The sequence below is a fragment of the Ornithinibacillus bavariensis genome (genome assembly GCF_050433565.1).
Lineage (GTDB): Bacteria > Bacillota > Bacilli > Bacillales > Amphibacillaceae > Ornithinibacillus > Ornithinibacillus bavariensis.
In genome coordinates, this window is the sequence record NZ_JBNPWZ010000002.1 from 511,241 (window position 1) to 531,146 (window position 19,906).

General features: G+C 35.7%; 16 protein-coding genes. 12 read left to right on the forward strand and 4 right to left on the reverse strand.

Annotated elements, in window-relative coordinates; translation table 11 throughout:
* Window positions 1-119: 119 nt before the first annotated feature.
* Window positions 120-266 (forward strand): hypothetical protein, encoded by a 147-nt coding sequence (locus HNR27_RS06515; RefSeq protein ID WP_212919401.1) that lies wholly within the window; start codon window positions 120-122, stop codon window positions 264-266.
* 84 nt (window positions 267-350) lie between these two features.
* Here HNR27_RS06515 and HNR27_RS06520 read toward each other — a convergent pair whose 3' ends face one another.
* Window positions 351-881, reverse strand: a complete 531-nt coding sequence (locus HNR27_RS06520) for a cysteine hydrolase family protein (RefSeq protein ID WP_212919402.1) — start codon at window positions 879-881, stop codon at window positions 351-353.
* A gap of 217 nt (window positions 882-1,098) precedes the next feature.
* Between HNR27_RS06520 and HNR27_RS06525 the strand changes: the two genes are divergently transcribed.
* The 7 genes from HNR27_RS06525 to HNR27_RS06555 all read left to right on the forward strand — a co-directional run bounded on the left by HNR27_RS06525 (window position 1,099) and on the right by HNR27_RS06555 (window position 12,721).
* Window positions 1,099-2,316: an MFS transporter gene (locus tag HNR27_RS06525; RefSeq protein WP_429339156.1), complete on the forward strand. Its 1,218-nt coding sequence runs from the start codon at window positions 1,099-1,101 to the stop codon at window positions 2,314-2,316.
* A 13-nt stretch (window positions 2,317-2,329) separates the two neighbouring features.
* Complete coding sequence (locus HNR27_RS06530) at window positions 2,330-3,211, forward strand: aminoglycoside 6-adenylyltransferase (RefSeq protein ID WP_429339157.1); 882 nt, start codon at window positions 2,330-2,332, stop codon at window positions 3,209-3,211.
* Between the two features lie 19 nt (window positions 3,212-3,230).
* Window positions 3,231-3,716, forward strand: a complete 486-nt coding sequence (locus tag HNR27_RS06535; protein WP_429339158.1) for a GNAT family N-acetyltransferase — start codon at window positions 3,231-3,233, stop codon at window positions 3,714-3,716.
* Window positions 3,706-4,323, forward strand: a complete 618-nt coding sequence (locus tag HNR27_RS06540; RefSeq protein WP_429339159.1) for an NUDIX hydrolase — start codon at window positions 3,706-3,708, stop codon at window positions 4,321-4,323. Before HNR27_RS06535 ends, HNR27_RS06540 begins: the two co-directional genes overlap by 11 nt.
* 447 nt (window positions 4,324-4,770) lie before the next feature.
* Window positions 4,771-5,667 (forward strand): heme o synthase, encoded by an 897-nt coding sequence (cyoE, locus tag HNR27_RS06545; RefSeq protein ID WP_212919407.1) that lies wholly within the window; start codon window positions 4,771-4,773, stop codon window positions 5,665-5,667.
* A gap of 601 nt (window positions 5,668-6,268) precedes the next feature.
* Complete coding sequence (locus HNR27_RS06550; RefSeq protein WP_429339160.1) at window positions 6,269-11,455, forward strand: S8 family serine peptidase; 5,187 nt, start codon at window positions 6,269-6,271, stop codon at window positions 11,453-11,455.
* A gap of 219 nt (window positions 11,456-11,674) precedes the next feature.
* Window positions 11,675-12,721, forward strand: coding sequence for an FUSC family protein (locus HNR27_RS06555; protein ID WP_212919408.1), 1,047 nt, complete (start codon window positions 11,675-11,677; stop codon window positions 12,719-12,721).
* Between the two features lie 73 nt (window positions 12,722-12,794).
* On the opposite strand, the gene HNR27_RS06560 is transcribed toward HNR27_RS06555, so the two are convergent.
* The gene (locus tag HNR27_RS06560) at window positions 12,795-13,133 is read right to left on the reverse strand and encodes a DUF4363 family protein (protein WP_212919409.1); all 339 of its coding nucleotides are present in this window, start codon (window positions 13,131-13,133) and stop codon (window positions 12,795-12,797) included.
* Between the two features lie 93 nt (window positions 13,134-13,226).
* Here HNR27_RS06560 and HNR27_RS06565 point away from each other — a divergent pair, with 93 nt between their 5' ends.
* Together HNR27_RS06565 and HNR27_RS06570 are read left to right on the forward strand one after the other, a co-directional pair.
* Window positions 13,227-14,087: a DUF421 domain-containing protein gene (locus tag HNR27_RS06565; RefSeq protein ID WP_212919410.1), complete on the forward strand. Its 861-nt coding sequence runs from the start codon at window positions 13,227-13,229 to the stop codon at window positions 14,085-14,087.
* 288 nt (window positions 14,088-14,375) lie between these two features.
* Complete coding sequence (locus HNR27_RS06570) at window positions 14,376-15,623, forward strand: EAL and HDOD domain-containing protein (protein WP_429339161.1); 1,248 nt, start codon at window positions 14,376-14,378, stop codon at window positions 15,621-15,623.
* Between the two features lie 44 nt (window positions 15,624-15,667).
* On the opposite strand, the gene HNR27_RS06575 is transcribed toward HNR27_RS06570, so the two are convergent.
* Entirely contained in the window at window positions 15,668-15,868 is a 201-nt protein-coding gene (locus HNR27_RS06575) for a hypothetical protein (RefSeq protein WP_429339162.1), read from the reverse strand.
* A 204-nt stretch (window positions 15,869-16,072) separates the two neighbouring features.
* On the reverse strand, window positions 16,073-17,656 hold the full coding sequence (locus HNR27_RS06580) for a peptide chain release factor 3 (RefSeq protein ID WP_429339163.1): 1,584 nt from the start codon (window positions 17,654-17,656) through the stop codon (window positions 16,073-16,075).
* A gap of 353 nt (window positions 17,657-18,009) precedes the next feature.
* Between HNR27_RS06580 and HNR27_RS06585 the strand changes: the two genes are divergently transcribed.
* Entirely contained in the window at window positions 18,010-18,915 is a 906-nt protein-coding gene (locus tag HNR27_RS06585) for a hydroxymethylglutaryl-CoA lyase (protein WP_429339164.1), read from the forward strand.
* A 225-nt stretch (window positions 18,916-19,140) separates the two neighbouring features.
* On the forward strand, window positions 19,141-19,683 hold the full coding sequence (locus tag HNR27_RS06590; RefSeq protein ID WP_280530724.1) for a helix-turn-helix domain-containing protein: 543 nt from the start codon (window positions 19,141-19,143) through the stop codon (window positions 19,681-19,683).
* Window positions 19,684-19,906: the final 223 nt, after the last annotated feature.

Below are 19,906 nucleotides of genomic sequence, written 5' to 3' on the forward strand. Positions count from 1 at the left end.
ATTATGGCTATTTAGTAGTTATGGTGAAGAAAAGTTAGAAAAATTAAAAGGAAATGGAAAAGAAGTGTCGAAATAATTATGTAGTTATTAAATGGATTAAGTTGAAGGGAGAGTAGCAAATGGAAAGTGAACAAAAAAGATCCCCATTTTATAAAAACTTTTTATTTTGGTTTCTACTATTACTTATTGGTTGTGCGGTGTTTGGATTTGTAAAAGGGGACGAACTCCCAAATTGGTTGGAATTTATTCGAAGATTATTACGTTAATTAACTCTATTATTTAATAGTTTGCTATGATCAAAGTTATAGTAGAGAGGTCCCTCATTGTAATAAAAGGGACCTTCTTTCTAGTTATTTATACATTTCTTCATATTCTTCAAAATCCTGTACCTCGATTACATCAGACCAATGTAAAACGGTTCCTACAAAATCTCTTATATCTAAACCTCTCATTTCATAGGTTTCATCCGTATTTACAGTTCCTGTAGCATCTTCAATAAATGTAACCTTATATCCACGATCATAAGCAGAAATTGCTGTGAACATACAACAAAACTCTGTATTAAATCCAGTAATGAAAAGATGCTCTACACCTAGTTCTTCAAGTAAGGTAGCAAGATTGGTTTGAAAAAATGCACTAGGAGTTTCCTTCTCAATAATGTAATCTGCATATTCTTTTAGATTGGAAACGATTTGTGAGCCTTCAGAATACCTATGAAGTTGGCTTTCTTCATGTTGATCGAAATGTTGAACGAATATAACAGGTTCTTTTTTGCTTTTACAATTTTGAATTATACTCTCTATTAAGAATAATTCTTCTTTAAAGTCACGAAAATTTACAATTCCGTATTGAACATCAATAACTAATAGGGCTTTTTTCATATATAAAATCCTTTCTTTGTTAGTTATGAATTTTTAGAGATGGAATACCACATGATGTTAAGCCTCCTAGTAATAGTAAATAATTATTCTATTTATATTTCGATAGTTAGTATAGAATTCCTGCTTTATCATAAATAGTTATTATCTTGATGGATAAGTCATGATAAAATAGATTAACAGAATTTTTAAAAGTCAGAATTATAGTGAGGGTACTAGCGTGGATAATATAATTATTAGTTGGAAAAATCCTATTCGATTGTTAACCTCCGTTGGATTGGCTAGAGTTGGAGATTTTATTTATTTAGTCGCAATAAACATCCTAGTATTTCAGATGACTGGTTCAGCCGCAGCGGTTGCGGGTTTGTGGGTAATTGGACCGATGGTTAATTTGTTAACCAAGTTTTGGACAGGGAGCTTTATAGATTATCGAAGTAAGCGCAAGATTATGATTATAACTTATATTTTCCGTGCTTTTTTGGTATTTTGCATTCCTTTTTCACCAAGTATTTGGTTAATTTATCTCATTTTAGTTTTCTTAAGTGTTGCCCAGTCATTCTTCCAACCTTCCTCCATGACATATACAACACAATTAATTCCTAAAGAGATTAGAAAGCGTTTTAATTCTATAAATTCATTAACATCTTCTGGTGCTTTCATTATCGGACCTGCAATAGCTGGGGCATTGATTCTCGTTACTAATGTCAATATTACATTGGTGATTAATTCAGTTGCATTCTTACTAGCTGCGATTCTATTGCTTTTACTACCTGAAACAGACAATTTTGAGAAAAATACTGCACCCAAGCTATCGTTTAAGCAAATAAAGGATGATTTTACTGTAAGCATAACTTTTATGAGGGAAAATAGTTATGTGGCATTTGTCTATATTTCCTTTTTGGCAACTACTATTTTTACATTTGCCATGGATACGCAAGAAGTTGTATTTACGCAACTTGTTGTTGGGTTAACTGAAATGGATTATAGTATGTTAATTAGTATTACTGGTATTGGAGCAATAGTTGGTGCATTCTTGGTGTCAATCTTTACAAAAGGTATTTCGATAAGACTATTAATTATTACAGGTATTATCATGCAAACAATAGGTTATTTAATTTATGCTTTTTCTTGGTCTTTTTTATCAATTGCTACGGGTTTTGTTATTCTAGGTTTTTTTAACACTTTCTTAAATACTGGAATCGTCACATTTTATCAGAATAATATTCCCGTGGATAAGATGGGAAGAATAACGAGTATTTTCCAGCTTTTCCAAAGCAGTGTACAGATAATATTTGTTTTATTAGTGGGAGCTGTAGCTGAATTAATTCCACTTCGACTAACGATTATTATTCTATCAATTTGTATGTTAGTAGTAGCTATAATCATTACGGTAGCGGTATTACACCCTGTAAAGAAAGGGTATTTCAAAGAAGCTTAAAAGGAGTATTAAGATGAGAACGGAAAAAGAGATGCTTGATCTAATTTTAGATGTAGCAAAAAATGATAAACGAATCCGCGCAGTATATATGAATGGCTCAAGAACAAACCCAAATGTGCCAAAAGATATATTTCAAGATTTTGATATTGTGTATGTGGTGAAAGAGACGGAACCATTTATTCATAATGCACAATGGATTAGCGTATTTGGTGAGCTACTAATGGTACAGGAGCCTGAAAAAATGGATAAGGAAATAGGCGAAACTGTGGATTTAAGCCAGAATTACGGTTATTTAATGCTTTTTTCGGATGGGAATCGTATTGATCTACATATCCAAACGAAAGACTATATGTTACGTACCTATAAAGGGGATAGCTTAACGATGCCCTTACTTGATAAGGATGACTGTTTACCACCAATTCCGAATGCATCAGATAAAGATTACTGGATTACGATGCCAATAGAAGCAGAATATTTTAGCGCGTGTAATGATTTTTGGTGGTGTACGCAGAACGTAGCTAAAGGTATATGGAGAGAGGAGCTACCATATGCAAAGGAGATGTTTGAAGCGGCAATTCGTCCAAGAATTAATCAACTAGTTTCTTGGTGGATTGGAATACAGCATGATTTCCAAATTTCACCCGGGAAGATGGGGAAGTATTTTGAAAACTACTTACCAAAGCCATATTGGGATATGTATCGTAGTACTTACGCTAATGGAGAATATGAAGAAACTTGGGAAGCGCTTTTTGTCGCATGTGAACTATTTCGATTAATAGCGATAGAAGTTTCTGAAAGCTTATCCTTTAAATATCTTTATGAAGAAGATAGGAACATGACAAGATACTTAAAGAGAGTGAGAGAGCTTCCGAAAGAAGCAGTTGACATTTTTTAATAGATTGGAGCGGGAATAAATGCATCTATCTTTAATAAAAGCAACGGTTGAGGACGCAGAAATAATATTGAATATGCAAAGGAGAGCATTTATGCCATTATTAGAAAAGTATCAGGACTACGATGTTAATCCTGCAAACGAAACGATTGAAAGAGTAATGGAGAGGATTTTGAATCGGAATGGTGGCTTTTATAAGATAATACTAGATCAGCAAATAGTAGGTGCCATTTGTATTTCTCATCGAGATGGATATGAGTGGATAAGTCCAATGTTTATTTTGCCTGAATATCAGGGGAAGGGAATTGGACAAGCCGTCTTAATAGAAATAGAATCTATGTTTCATAACTCGAAGGTTTGGCAACTAGCTACGATTCAAGAGGAAGAGAGAAATTGTTACTTGTATGAAAAAATGGGTTATGTCAGCACTGGAATATCTAAGGAAATAAATGATAAGGCGACACTAATCTATTATAAAAAGGTAGCGGAGGATTATCATGGAACCTAATTGGCTTAAGTGGGCAAAAGAGTTACAGGCAATTGCCCAGGCTGGTTTAACATACTCAAAGGATAAATATGATTTGGAAAGGTTTGAAGAGATACGAAACATTAGTATCGAGATGTTAGCAGAACGAACGACATTGGACAAGGAAATAATTAGAAATCTGTTTGCCAATGAAACTGGGTATGCTACGCCAAAGGTAGATATTCGTGCAGTGGTTTTTCACAATGGAAGGCTATTAATGGTAAAGGAAAATACGGACAATAAGTGGGCTTTACCTGGTGGGTGGGCAGATATTGGACTTTCGCCAAGTGAAGTTGCTATTAAAGAAGTAAAGGAAGAGTCTGGATATGATGTTAGAGCAGTAAAAATGTTAGGCGTTCTAGACAAAAAGTGTTATCTCCATCCGCCTTCTGCCTATCATGTTTATAAAATTTTTATCCAATGTAAGATTATAGGTGGACACCCGAAAATAGGGTTAGAGACTAGTCAAATCGGTTTCTTTTCGGAGGAGGATATCCCCGAATTGTCGGAGGGGAGAAATACGATTACACAAATTAAAATGTTATTTAATTTCTTAAGGTGGCCTAATAAGGAAGTATTTTTTGACTAGTAGGCAAGGTGAACTTATGATTGAATTTGTAGGTCTAAGCATATTCAGATTGCTGTTCATGTAATTAATCGCAAAGCTTTAGCAAGCAGTATGATGGGAGAATGTTTGAGGAAAAGCATTCTTCAGTATGGAGATATCGTTGTAGTGGAATAGTGGTAGTTTTATTACTAGTAGTATCATATGCCCCGGTCCATAACATCATTCTCAATTGAGTAACTAGCTGATAATTCCAGACACTCTTGCTCTTTTTCTATGTTCTTTATAGCTTTCCGGTAGTTGAGTTATTTAGATTTAGAAAGTCAGAAAATCTCATTATAAATAATTACGTTCAACAAATAGTACTAATTAATTGGGAATTCATGTGAAAAAAATGATACAATAGAAAAAGTATATAAGTTGATGGAGCTTTTTTTATTAGGAATGTTAGAAGGGAATTTATGACGTAACATGAAAAACTATCAAGAAGTAAAGCATATATTGAAAAATACAGTTAAAACAGGAATTGTTGTGTCGAATTTAATACCAATGTTTGCCGGCTTAACCTTGGCTATGTTTACATATGGATATGGGTTAACAGAAAAAATTCCTGAAATGATTTTGGCTGTTATTGGTACTGCACTAATCATTGCATCGGCCGGGGCATTTAATAATTTATATGATCGAGATATAGATGCAATCATGGAAAGGACAAAAGTTAGACCTACTGTAACAGGAGAAATTGGTTTTAAAACTACCCTTTGGTTAGGGATTATCATGATGATTATTGGGGTAGGAGCATTAGCATTTACGACATGGTTAGCTGCATTTTTAGGGTTTTTAGGTCTTTTCTTATATGTTGTCCCATATACCATGTGGTCAAAGCGTAGAACGATTTACAATACGGAAATAGGTAGCTTGTCTGGTGCTGTACCACCACTTATCGGTTGGGCAGCAATCGAACCAAATATAGTACATCCAGCGCTATTAGGATTATTTGTGATTGCTATTCTTTGGCAAATGCCGCACTTTTATGCAATAGCGATTAGAAGGCATGATGATTACAAGGCAGCGAATGTGCCAATGTTGCCGGTTGTCAAAGGAATTAGAAGGACCTACCTACAGACTAATTTTTATCTTATCATTATGATTTTAGCTAGCTTTCTATTAGGTACATTAAGTATTGGTCTGATGTTAGTAGGATTACTTTTAGGCGGACTTTGGTTGATTTTAAGCATCACAAGTTACCAACCAGAAGACTCCAATAAATGGGCTAAATCACTATTCTTATTCTCGCTTTTATATATGTCGATCATGTTTATGACGATTATCATATATTCTTTAATGGGTATTATTTTTAAATTATAAAATTAATAATCTGTATAATGATTTAGAAGGAAAAAGTTCCAATTAGAGCTTTTTCTTTTTTTGTCTTTATAAAGAGGCCCATTCCAATGACATACCCTAGCAATAGGAAATTACTAGAGCGAAACCGTGTTATCGTTAAAATAGGAAAATAGTACAAGGTAACAGAAATAATACTAAGTCTATTGTTGTGATTTTCCCCAAGTAAATTGTTGAAGCAAGTAGATTGATGTCTATATTGCATATTAATACAATAAAACGCATTACTATATGATTATTTTTCTTTCCAAAACTAGGAAAGCTCCATAGTAGTGAAAAAGAATTATTCGCAATTATATTGATATTATAATAAAAACTATTGTTTTAAAAATCTGTATATAACTTTTTTCATAGTTTTTAAATAGAATGAAATGGGTATAAATATTCATTTTTAAATATTCAGAAAAAATGGACATAAATCGACAGGATTCTCCAATGTTAATGTTTTATAGTTACCTTAACAACTAGATTCCTTACCTTCAACCTGGCATATTATCTATTCTTATGGAAAGGAGGATAGTGTGTTATCATTCATTGAAAATATTTGTGATGGGGAGGAATAGTTTTGAAAAGAAGAAAACAGGCAAGAAGATTTAGTGTTATTGCGATCATCTTGATGATTTTCTCGTTATTCACTCCTGCCTTTGCAGGTGCCGAATCAAAAGGAACACCTCACACCTCCTTAGTAGATTCTAAGGAATTGATTCAGGCAAAAGTGAATCAAAGTCTGCTAGATTCATTTTCTAAAAACGAAAAAGTCACCTTCTTAATCAAATTTAAAGAACAAGCAGACCCAATGAAGGTTGCAAAAGAAGCGAGGGCAAATGCTAAAAAGGCAAGTCTATCGGCCTTCAATCAAGAAATTGCCCAACGGTCTGCTGTTATTTCTGAATTGAAATCAGTAGCTATAGAATCACAACGGAAGGTTACTAGTTTTCTTGAAGCAGAAGCTGAAAAGGGAAATGCAGAGGATATTAAATCGTTCTATATAGTTAACGGTATGGCCGTTACAGCAACAAAGGAAATTGCAGAGAAGTTAGCAACTTTTCCTGAGGTAGAAAAAATTCTACCAAACGAAAAGCGTCAGTTATTTAAGGGACTAGAAGTGCAAGAAACTCCTAAAGTCGGTACTCAAAGTATTGAGTGGAACGTAGATCGTGTCAATGCTCCGGATGTTTGGGGATTGGGAGTTGACGGTGCAGGTGTGGTCGTAGCAAATATTGATACTGGTGTAGAGTGGGAACACCCTGCCTTAAAAGAAAAATATCGTGGCTACAATTCTGCAACCGGCCAAGTAGACCATACGTATAGCTTCTACGACCCAGTAAATGGACGAACTACACCTTATGACATTGATGGGCACGGAACACATACGATGGGAACAATGGTTGGTAGTGAGCCAAGTGGTTCTAACCAAGTTGGGGTTGCACCAGGTGCAAAGTGGATTGCTGTACAAGCATTTACTGCTAATGGTGCATATGATGATGATTTACTTGCTGCAGCAGAATGGATTATGGCTCCTGGTGGAGATACATCCAAGGCTCCAGATGTTGTCAACAACTCATGGGGTGGTGGCCGTGGTATCGATGAATGGTATTTACCTACGGTTATAGCTTGGCGTGCAGCGGATATTTTCCCTGCATTTGCGGCAGGTAATACAACACTAACAAATCCAGGAGGACCAGGATCTGTAGCATCACCTTCAAACTATCCGGAATCATTTGCTGTCGGAGCAACAGATTCTAATGATATGCTTGCTAGTTTTTCATTAAGAGGTCCATCACCATATGGAGAGATTAAGCCTGATATCTCAGCACCTGGTGTTGCAGTTCGATCTTCCTATCCGGGAGGCGGATATGCAAGTGCAAATGGTACCTCAATGGCAACGCCTGCAGTTGCTGGTGTAGTAGCTTTATTAAAGTCAGCGAACCAGAGTTTAGAGGTGGATCAGATTGAGCAAATCATCATAGATACTGCTGTACCAAGAACAGACAGTCAATATCCAGATAGCCCTAACCATGGATATGGATATGGATTGATAGATGCTTTTGCAGCGGTTTCTTCTATTGCTGACGGTTTAGCTAAGGTGCAAGGTCAAGTAACCATGGATGGAGAAGATACAGAGGCACCAGTCTTTGAACATGCGGCTCCATCTGAAGCTTACTCTGGACTTGATCTAGAACTAAATATTCAAGTGAGTGATAATGTTAGTGTAACGTCTGTACAGTTACAGTATGGTGACCAGACATTGGATGCAACACGTAAGTCTGGAAACTTCAAATCGGGAGAATATCAAGTAGTAATTCCTGGTGAAGCACTAGAAGTAGGTACATTCACTTATAACTGGGTAATTAATGATTTTGGAAATAACGAAGTAGTTAGTGACTCATATCAAGTTGACATTAAGGCAGGGATTACAAATGGCTACTTTGATGACTTCGAGTCGAAGCCAATGGGATGGCAAAAAACGGGAACCAATAATGTGTGGGAATGGGGAGTACCAACTTCTGGACCTAACGAAGCATATTCTGGTGAAAACGTTTATGCGACAAACTTAGCTGGTGACTATAGTAGTAGTATGAATGCATCCCTAATCATGCCACCAATCGATGTTGCAGAAGGCGAATCCTATCTGCAATTTAAGAGCTGGCACAGCTTTGAATACAGTACTTCCGGAACAGCTTGGGACTACGGTGAATTAGTCATTTCGAATGACATGGAAAATTGGACAACCCTAGAACGATTTGTCGGAGCTTCTGAAGGTTGGTTAAGTAAGGAGTTTGACTTATCAGATTATGCTGGTCAACGTCTATATGTCGGATTCCATACTTACTCCGATGGAAGTGTAACAAGACCTGGTTGGTATATAGATGATGTTGCCCTAACGGAAGACTCTATGTACAATCAAGATGCTGTTGCACCGACTTTCGAACATTCTGCTCCAGGCCAAGCATATAAAAACATGGCACTTAGCTTAAGTGTAGATGTTCAAGATGATTTAAGAATTGGTGGAGCAACACTTCATTTCTTAAATAGTGATGGCGAATGGCAAGAGCTTGAGGCAGAGTTGAGTTCTGGAAATGAAACAGAAGGGACGTTCTCGGTAATTGTTCCTGCTGAACATGTAAGTGGTGATTCTTTCACATATAAGTGGGGCGTGCGCGATTATGCACGTAATACTGTTGAAAGCGAAGAGTATGTTGTGGCTCTAACGGAAGGGATTACTGTTGGATATTCGGAGGACTTTGAGAATAACCCAGAAGGCTGGACATTAATTGGTAGCAAGAATGTATGGGAATTAGGTGCACCTACCTCTGGACCAAATGGTGCTGTTTCCGGTGAAAACGTATATGCTACTAATCTTGCTGGAGATTATCCATCCAATATGAATGGAACTTTAGTTATGCCGGGTGTGAGTGTTCCTGAGGATGGAGCATATCTACAATTTAAGGACTGGCATATTTTTGAACAGTCTTCTACTGGAACAGCATATGATTATGGACGTGTGGTGGTTTCCACAGATATGGTTAATTGGACCAATTTAGCACAGTTTAACGGTGATTCAGCTGGCTGGAAGGATGCAGAGGTTGATTTATCTGCATATGCTGGTCAAACGATATATGTTGGATTCTTTGCTTACTCTGATGGTAGTGTGGCAAAAGCTGGATGGTATATTGATGATGTCGTTTTATCGGATACATCATTAAATCTAGCTAAGAACCCAGCAGATAAGAAAATTGTTACAAATGATGAAAAGGCAGAAAAAGAGAAGGAAGCAGCTTTAGACAAAGAAGCAAATGCTTCTTCCAAGAAAAATGTTGCTAAACCATCTAAAGATAAAGAACATGCTGTTGAAAAACAAGAGAATAAAGTTAGTGGTATTCCACTAGATGCAACTGTATCAGTATTAGAGACTGGTCGCTCTGTGGGAACTAACCCGCAGGACGGATCATATTCTATGGTAATTCCAGCTGGTTCGTATACGTTAGTTGCTGAAACATATGGATACCGTGCAAAGCAGCAAGCAGTAACCGTTGGAGCGGACGAAGTAGCGACAGCTAATTTTGTATTAGAAGAATTACCAAAAGCAACTGTAACTGGTGTTGTAACAAGTCAAAAGTCTGGTAACCCTATTGCTGGAGCAACAGTACTTCTGGTCGAGGATTCGAATGTAAATCCAGTTCAAACAGATGAAAATGGAAGCTTTTCCATTACAGCTTACGAGGGATCCTATACATTGAAAGTTCTTGCAGAAGATTACGTAGGACAAGAAATTGAAGTTACATTTGATCAAGATAAGTCATTAGATATTGCTTTAGAACCGTTCTTCACTGTACCAGGTGGAGAGATTGGTTATGATGATGGAACTGCAGAAAATGCACGTGCCTTCTACGATGCCGGCAATGGTTGGGCAGTTAAGATGTCACTTCCAGAAGGACAAAAGCAAGCAATTGTAACGGAAGGGGTCTTCCAATTCCATGGTACAGATTGGCCATCTCCAGGAGCTACTCCTTTTGCAGTAGAGGTATGGAGTGCTGGTGAAAATGGACTACCTGGTAAGAAACTTGCAGGCCCAATTAATGCCGAAGCAATTCGTGATCTAAATCAATGGACTGTAGTTGATTTAAGAGAACATAATATTCAAGTTGATGGTGACTTCTATATGGTTTATATTCAAACGGTTCCTTATCCAAATTCCCCTGGATTAGCGACAGATGAAAATGGACCAAATGCAAAGAGAAGCTATCAACTGGTCGGTGGAGCTTGGGAGCCTTCTCCTGCTGACGAAGGTAACTACATGATTCGAGCTAGGGTAGCATATGGTGTTGCAAAGCCTACAATTACTGACCCTGTGAATGGAACTCTTACGAATGAGGCTGCTGTATCGGTTCATGGAACTGCTTCGCCAACTACTTCTATAAGTTTATTGAATAACGGGGAAGAGGTTGGAACAGCTGATATTGGTGAGGATGGACAATTCAACATTGACATCGAGCTAGCTGAGGGTGAAAATACGCTTCAAGCTGTTACGTATGTTAATGGTGAAGAGGCGACAGAATCGGAGACAGTTACTGTAACACTAGATACGATAGCACCAGAACTAAACATTGCAAATATTAAGGATGGTGACCGTACAAATCGTGAAACGATTACAGTTCAAGGTACCGTTAGTGATACTAATCTTTCCACAGTAACAGTTAATGGGCAGCAGGCATCTGTTGAACCCGAATCTGGTACATTCTCAAAACGTATCCTACTTGATCAAGGGGAAAATGTCATTGAAGTAGTAGCAACAGATGGAGCAGGAAATACAACTACTAAAGTTGTAACTGTATTTGCAGACTTTACCGCTCCAGAAATCACAAATATAACGCCAAATGAAGATAAGCATCTGAAGGCAGGACAAACAGTATTAATTTCATTTGATAGTGAGGCTGGACTTGACGCTTCCTTTGCAGTTCATTTACCATTAACGAACATTCAGTCGTCTAATGTAACAGAGTTACCATTTGTGGAGACAACTGCAGGACATTATGTTGCATACTGGACAGTACCTAGTGGTGTTCAAGCAAATGGTGCAGAAATCGAATTAATTGCCAAAGATGATTTCGGTAATGAAACTCGTGCAAAAGCGGCGGGTAAGCTATATATTACCGATGGAAACGGAAATAACGGCAAAGGTAACGATAAAGGTAATGGTAATGGAAAAGGAAACAATAATGGCAAAGGCAAAGGTAATGGAAAGAACTAATTACCATTAACTATGAAGGTGTAGGAGCAGATGTGCTTCTACACCTTTTTATTTTATTGCATCTATATATTCACCCCATCTTCTAACTAATTTTATACAATATTGTTTTTGTCGAGAGGTTAAATAGGAGTATTCATTGAAAATTATTGAAGTGAACACTATAATAAGTCTATCCTTAAATTCTAAAGTAATTTATTATAAGTACTTGAGGTGCAAAAAATGGAGTTCAATATTGGCCCAAGAATGGTCAAGACAGGTCTTGCTGTAGCGCTAACATTATTAGTAACGGATTTGTTAAACCTAGATTTAGAAATTGTGGCGGCAATAGCAGCAGTGCTGGCAATGCAACCATCTATTATGCGATCCTATACCTATATAAAAGAAGTAGTTATATCCAATAGTATCGGTATCACCTTTGCATTGGCTGGCTATTTTTTACTTGGGAATCATCCACTATCTGTAGGGGCAATTGTCATCATTTCCATCGCAATTAATATCCGACTAGGACTAAATAAGACTGTTAGCTTAACTGTTTTAACCATTATTACTATGATGCTTAGCGGTGATCATGGAATTAATTATCTGTATATAATAGAACGCTTATCACTCGTTGCTATAGGTGTTTTGGCAGCATTCATAATTAATGCATTGATAATGCCACCAGACCATAAAAAAATACTATTTAATATGATTAAAAATACGCTTGATCGAACTAATTTCTTGTTGCGTGTGGTTTCCAATAAAACGTTAAGCATTCCACAAATGCGAGCTGAAGACCGAGAGATTGAAAAACGTATTAGTGAAGCAAAAAATTATTATGAAATTATTTCGGATGAACGAAATCGTTTATTTATCCGTAATCGATGGAATTTCTTTCGTAACATTATTATATATAAGCATATGATTCAAGTGCTTAGTAAAAAACACACATTGATTAGACAGTTGGAAAAGAACATTAACGAGATTGACATGTTACCAGGTAATAAATCATATTTAATTAAAAAGTTGGTTTTGGAAATAAATACGTATAGTGAAAATATTATCCTGTTATATGAAAATAAAGTCATATTAGATAAGGACCTTCAAAAAGAGACGAAAGCGGCGATGCAAGTAACTATAAATAATTTAATTGAAGAATTACAAGGTGCCGAATTCTCAAAGTGGGCTACCGTTTTTCCTATCTCTAATAGTATTATTGAGTTATTTTTTGAATTGAATAAGTTAGAACGTTTTGTTCGATTTAGGGATGGTAAAGAAAAATCTTAACAACAACAAAACTATCGCATCAAAAGAACCAATTAGATGATTACCATGAATCTAATTGGTTCTTTTAAATGAGTCACATAGAATAAATTTGCTCCAGATAGGCTTTTATGTTGGCGAGTTCTATTAGAGCTTGTGTAGAATCATGCTGATTTATGGCTGCTTCTAGTCTCAATAAACTTTCATGCACCCCCTCATATTCATTTTCATCGCCAATCAGCTGTAGCTTCCATGTATTGTCCTTATAATGACTGTTAAATTCTTTCCATTGTTTTTTAGAAATCTCCCACTCTTCTTCTTTAATTGATTTTTCCATTGCGGTAATTCGATCGAAAAAAGGCTGCCCAGCAATGGGATCATTACAAGCAGTAATGCATAAGAGTAGGCTACATAAAATAAAAATCCTTTTGAGCATAGTTACCCTCCGTTTTTCGTATGTTATTTCTAGATTGTCCAATACTAACAAATGTTTACACACTTTTGGGGTATTTAGTAGGGGGTAAAACGTATGCCAGAATATTTAATTACTATCATTCGGTCTATTATTGCTTTTATACTTCTTCTAGTTATGGCGAGAATTATGGGAAAGAAGCAAGTATCCCAGCTTACCTTTTTTGATTATTGTGTGGGAATAACTATTGGGTCTATCGCTGCAAGTATGGCTGTAGACCAAAACATAAAAATAACGAATGGATTAGTATCCTTGGTTATATGGGGCATCATCCCAATTATAATAGGAATGTTAGGATTGAAGTCACCTGTAATCATGCGAATAACAGACGGTAAGTCAGATGTTGTCATTGAAAATGGTAAAATTTTAGAAAAAAACCTTAAAAAAAATCAATTGGCGGTTAGAGAATTAATGGTAATGCTACGAGAAAAAAACATTTTCAATATTGCAGATGTTGAGATGGCCGTTTTTGAAACAAATGGGCAATTAAGTGTTTTAAAAAAATCAGAAGAACTACCAATTACTCCACGTACATTAGGAACAATAGTCGAAAGGGATCACGGCCCTACAATTGTTATCTCTGATGGCAAAGTTATGGAAAAAAGTCTACAAAAACTAGGGTATACAAAAGAATGGCTATTAGGTGAAATCCAAGCTCAAGGAGCTGAAGATTTTGAGGATGTATTCCTATCACAAGTGGATTCAATGGGAAATGTATATGTAGACCTCTATTCAGATGATCTCAAGCTAGAAGTGGTTAAGCCACGTCCCTTAGTAGCATCTACGTTAAAAAAACTGCAGGCAGATTTGGAAAGCTTTTCTCTACAAACAGAAAATCAAGAAGCAAAGCAAATGTATGAGAAACAAGCACAAAACTTACAAAATGTTATAGATAATATTTCACCTTATTTAAAATAATTCATTCAAATTGCTAAGAAAAATTTGACCTTAGGAGGATAATCCATGAAAAAATAAAAAGGACAAACTATAAATTTAAGAAATAGAGAGGTAGTGAAATTAGGGATACAGATCGCTAGCAATAGACCACAATGTAATTAAATGAAAGTTTAATTTGTTAATCCAAAGCTATTCCCTTTAGTTATGAATTGTTTGTAGTAAAAAAATGAAAATTTTATCGAATTTCGTCTTTATTTGTAATTTTTGTGGTATTATTTTACTAACCAAAGGAAATTTTGAGGTGGTATTGTGGAAGTTTTTGTTGCTAGACAACCAATATTAACCAAAAATCAAGAAATATATGGATATGAACTTTTGTATCGAAATAATAACCACGTTAATAAATATTCCCATACGGACAGCGATGTTGCTACCTCAGAAGTGATTAACAGTATACTGCAAATTGGGGTCGAAGATTTATCTGAGGGGAAACCGTTTTTTATTAATTTCACGGAAAATTTATTAACTGGCACATTACCATCCTTCCTTAAACCAGAGCTGATGGTGGTTGAAGTATTAGAGACTGTAAAACCGACTAAAGAAGTTATTGAAAGCTGTAAATTGTTAAAAGCGCAGGGCTATAAAATTGCACTTGATGACTTTGAATGGAAAGATAGTCATCAAAATTTTCAACAGCTAATATGCTTAGTAGACATAATAAAAATTGATATTCAAAAAACAAGTCGTTTAGAACAGTTAAAAATCATGAAGCGGTTAAATAATCATAAGGTTATATTTTTAGCTGAAAAAGTAGAGACTATCGAAGAATATAAACAGTGTTTAAAGGATGGATATACATATTTTCAAGGGTATTATTTTAGTAAACCAACCATCCTTTCGTCGCGTGATATTCCATTATTAAATCATAATTTATATATGATAGTATCAGAGTTATCTAAGGATGAACCAGAAATTGAAAGAATAACTAAAATAATTGAATCGGATGTATCCTTATCTTATAAGCTACTTAGGCTGCTTAATTCGCCTGCTATTGGACTATTAAATAAAATTAAATCTATTAAACAGGCAATTGTTTTACTTGGACTTATAGAATTGAAGAAATGGGTATTTGTGCTATCATTTCAAGATCACCTGGAAAAATCCGAGCAAATTATGCTTGAAATCATTAAACTTAGCTTAACAAGAGCGAAAGCAAATGAACTGGTATCGATGAACATTGGTAGGAGGAGTGAAAGCTCAAGCTTTTTCTTAACAGGTTTACTTTCATTAGTGGAGACGATATTCAAACAACCAAAAGAGCAAATATTAGAGAAGTTACCTTTAGACCAAGAAATTCTAGCTACTATAGGTGGGCAAGAGACATCCCTTACTCCAATTACTAACTTGGTTTGTGCAGCAGAAAAAGGGAAATGGGAGGAAATGGATAGCATATTACAGGAATTAGACTTAAGAATAGAAAAATTCAACGAACTATATCAGCAAGCAATCAAATGGGCGAGAGATGTAATGGATGGTTCTGATTTAGGCTATAAATGAATGATAAAAGGCATTCGATTTAATATAAATGAATGCCTTTTATTTTATGATGGTAAAGTATCATGCTTCCATAATGTTTCATTCCCACTATCAGGACAGGCTGGAAAGGTATCATCCTTCCTTAGCTTGGTGCGCTTTCCGGATTGACAAATATAAGAACCCGAAACTGGCACACCTTGTCCGGTACGATATTCACGATATTCATTGTTATCCATCATAACACCTCCAACTGTATTATCTCTCAAAACTACCTCCTTCATCCGAAAACCAATACCACCAACACGTTTACATATAATTACAGAATGAAACAGATAATATACTTGGAATTCGTATAAGGTAGAGTTTTCTATAGGGACTAAAAAGACAGTATGTTATTTTTGAAAGGTATTATAATATCAATTTAACCAAAACAAAAAAATGGAGCAATACTTTAAGCTCCATTTTTTTGGTTAGATTTGACCATAGGAGTTAACCTCAAATAAATCAATTAACTCGATGTGCTTATGATTATCCTTAAACCAATTTAAAGCAAATTCATTCCGAAATAGCACTAAATAATTATCGTCGCGATCACGAACTAATATATTCCTATCATCAAATAGAGATTCTTTGACTTGTTCTGTTTTTAGCCAACGTGGTATGCGTTCCCCAATTGTTTCAAATAATACTTCTACATTGTACTCATTTTCCATACGATATTTGAATACTTCGAACTGAAGCTCTCCGACAGCACCCAAAATATACGATTCTGTACGTTTATCTTTATATAATTGAATCGCTCCTTCTTGGACTAATTGATCAATTCCCTTCTTAAATTGCTTCGATTTCATAACATTTTTTGCCATTACTTTTTTAAAGATTTCTGGTGGAAACTTTGGTAACTCATCAAATTCGAAATCTGCTTTTCCTTCTAAAAGCGTATCACCTATTTGATAAACATTTGGGTCATAAATGCCAATTATGTCTCCAGCGTATGCCTCATCAATTGTATCTCTAGAGGAAGCAACAATTTGTTGTGATTGGGAAAGTTTAAATATTTTTTTAGTTCGTGATAGTTTAACACTCATCCCACGCTCAAACTTCCCAGAGCACACCCTAACAAATGCAATTCTGTCTCGGTGAGCTGGATTCATATTCGCCTGAATCTTAAATATGAACCCTGAGAATTCTTCTGACTCGGGAGCTACTATTCCTTCCGTTGTTTTCCGTGGTTTCGGAGATGGTGCAAAGTTGATAAATGTATCGAAAAAGTCATGGACACCAAATGGAGCTAATGCACTTCCAAAGAATACTGGTGTTTGCTCACCGTTTAGAACAGCATCTAAAGAAAATTGATCGCCAGCCTCATCCAATAGCTCAAGTTCGTCCTTGGCTGCTTTAAATTCTGATTTGGAAACCAAGTTTTCATAAGCAGATGTATTTAAGTTCGTATAAGGAATATGGGTCTCTTCTTCATTCCCATTGAATTTAATAAATTGCTCTTTATGTCGGTCAAAAATACCTAAAAAACGTTTTCCCATACCAGCAGGCCAATTCATTGGATATGTTTCTATTTCTAGTACCTGTTCAATTTCCTCCAATAATTCAAGAGGTTCTTTCCCTTCACGGTCGAGCTTATTAATAAATGTAAAAATAGGAATTCCTCTCATTCGGCACACCTTAAATAGTTTTATAGTCTGAGCCTCAATACCTTTTACAGAATCAATTATCATAACTACACTATCAACAGCGGTTAAAGTACGGTAAGTGTCTTCACTAAAATCTTCATGTCCAGGGGTATCCAAGATATTGACCTGAAAATCCTTATAAGGAAAATTCATCACACTGGAGGTTACGGATATACCACGTTGCTTTTCAATTTCCATCCAATCGGAAGTTGCAAACTTCCCTGATTTTTTCCCCTTCACTGTCCCAGCAGTGCGGATTAAGTTTCCATATAGTAATAATTTTTCTGTTAATGTCGTTTTCCCAGCATCTGGGTGGGAGATAATTGCAAATGTTTTTCGTTTAGCAACTTCTTCTTTTATTGTCATAGATGATTCCCTTTCCAAATTAAAGTCCAAAAATAAATTTACTAGTTGTTAGCTGTTTGGCCAGCATAATAAGTTAAATTTGTTTTTTACTTTTCCATATTACTATATTCGGGTAAGGATTGCACAGTTTACAAAACCAATACGTAGTTAAGAAATATTTTCATTGTTGACAGGGAGGCAACACTTCGTTAAACTATATTCAACAAAGTTGAATATAACGATACTAAATTGAATTGACGTTTAAGAAAACCGTTCAATATTACAAGCATATTATATAATAGAACTTTTTCACAATGATAACGTAAGCGCATTCAATAGGCTTCTCTAATAATGGCCTTACAGGAGGGAAGATCATGGAGAATAGACCAGATTTTGTTCAGCTAAAGGAAGTTGGACCACGTGATGGATTACAAAATGAGAAGAAATTCATTTCAACAGAAGATAAAGTAGCCTGGATTGATATGCTCTCAAATACTGGTGTAACGGAAATTGAATATTCGTCCTTCGTTAATCCCAAATGGATTCCTGCCCTAGCGGATGCCAAAGAGGTTGGAAAACGGATTAAACGAAATCCAAATGTACGATACTCTGCTCTTGTACCTAATATGAAGGGACTTGAAAATGCAATCGAAGCTGGGATAGATGGTGCGTCAGTTTTTATGTCAGCAAGTGAGACCCATAATATGAAAAATATTAACAAGACAATTGATCAGACATTTCCGGTACTTAAAGAGGTTATTGTGGCTGCAAAAGAAGAAGGGAAGAAAGTAACCGGCTATGTTTCAACCGTTTTTGATTGTCCATATGAAGGAAGCATTTCTCCAGAACAGGTTATTCGAGTCTTTGACCGGCTAATAGAAGATGGGGTTGATGATATCTCCTTAGGCGATACAATTGGGTCAGCGGTTCCATCACAGGTTGAAAGCTTACTTGATGAGATTTTAAAACGTTTTCCTAAAGATAAAATCATTTTACATTTTCACGATACAAGAGGTATGGCGATAGCTAATATTATGACATCGCTTAACTATGGAATTACAAGGTTTGATACAGCGATTGGCGGTTTAGGTGGTTGCCCTTATGCACCCGGAGCAGCAGGGAATGTGGCTACAAATGATGTACTTTATTTACTGCATGGGTTAGGAATTAAAACAGGTATCCAGGATAAAAAGATTCAGGAAGCCTCTATATTTATTCAAAACAAACTCGGTAAAAAACTTCCTAGCCGTTCGTTAGCCTATATGGAAGGTTCAGCTTAAAAATGAAACAACTCGAGCAAGTGTGATTCTTTTGAATCACACTTTTTTGTTCTATAAGCATCGTCTAGAATCTTACAAGGCAAATCAAAATTGGCTATAAATAATTTGTAAATACTTTATCAATATCTATGCTAATCTTGACCATTATCTAATCAATAATTTATTATTAAAGGAACATAACAGGATTATCATAGAGGGGAGAGGACTATCATCAATTTAGATAGTATAGGAACTAAGATAAAAGAAGTGCGACTAAGAAAAAAACTCACCCAGCAGCAGGTTGCAGACGCCTCTGGAATATCCAAGAGCATGCTGTCTAAAATTGAGAATGGACAAACCGCTTCAGCAATCGCGACATTATCGAAAATCAGTGAAACACTAGAGGTTTCTCTCTCATGGTTACTAGATGAACGAGAAGAGCAGGATTTAGTTCTTTTAACACGGGATAATAGGAGAGCGAGAATTGGTGATGAGAACATGGGTTATTCCTATGAATTATTGGCGAACCGTTCCCAACTATCTCGATTTGAACCGACAATCGTACACGTTACACCAAAAAACTTAAATTTACGTGAGGAATCTTATACGCATTCACAGGATGAATTTATATACATTTTAGAGGGATCGATTTATTTATTTTATGATGGAAAAAAATATTTTATGGAAAAGGGCGATAGTGCCTGTTTCCAAGGTTCGAAGCCACATTTATTTATACCTGTAGATGATAAAGAGGCACAGGTACTAACCTTTTTTATGGACAATATTTAATTCTTGATTTCTATTAGAAAATAACAGCATCTAAACGTAAGTTCAATTGATAGTCAAAAATAGTACAGTGAGAAAATGCACCCAAAAGTTAGAGTAAAATATCTAAGTCTTAGGGGCCATAATTACTGTGCTATTTTTATTGCAGCAGTATATATTACTTTTTCGCTGACAATTAAAACAGTACAACATCTATAAAAAGATACTCTTTTTGGGTTCAAATACG

Bases quoted from the DNA above. Each gene is read 5' to 3' on its own strand.
- HNR27_RS06560 (WP_212919409.1), bottom strand. From the start codon at position 13,133: ATGCTCAAAAGGATTTTTATTTTATGTAGCCTACTCTTATGCATTACT.
- HNR27_RS06515 (WP_212919401.1), top strand. From the start codon at position 120: ATGGAAAGTGAACAAAAAAGATCCCCATTTTATAAAAACTTTTTATTT.
- HNR27_RS06530 (WP_429339157.1), top strand. From the start codon at position 2,330: ATGAGAACGGAAAAAGAGATGCTTGATCTAATTTTAGATGTAGCAAAA.
- HNR27_RS06520 (WP_212919402.1), bottom strand. From the start codon at position 881: ATGAAAAAAGCCCTATTAGTTATTGATGTTCAATACGGAATTGTAAAT.
- HNR27_RS06555 (WP_212919408.1), top strand. From the start codon at position 11,675: ATGGAGTTCAATATTGGCCCAAGAATGGTCAAGACAGGTCTTGCTGTA.
- HNR27_RS06535 (WP_429339158.1), top strand. From the start codon at position 3,231: ATGCATCTATCTTTAATAAAAGCAACGGTTGAGGACGCAGAAATAATA.
- HNR27_RS06565 (WP_212919410.1), top strand. From the start codon at position 13,227: ATGCCAGAATATTTAATTACTATCATTCGGTCTATTATTGCTTTTATA.
- HNR27_RS06585 (WP_429339164.1), top strand. From the start codon at position 18,010: ATGGAGAATAGACCAGATTTTGTTCAGCTAAAGGAAGTTGGACCACGT.
- HNR27_RS06580 (WP_429339163.1), bottom strand. From the start codon at position 17,656: ATGACAATAAAAGAAGAAGTTGCTAAACGAAAAACATTTGCAATTATC.
- HNR27_RS06540 (WP_429339159.1), top strand. From the start codon at position 3,706: ATGGAACCTAATTGGCTTAAGTGGGCAAAAGAGTTACAGGCAATTGCC.
- cyoE (WP_212919407.1), top strand. From the start codon at position 4,771: ATGAAAAACTATCAAGAAGTAAAGCATATATTGAAAAATACAGTTAAA.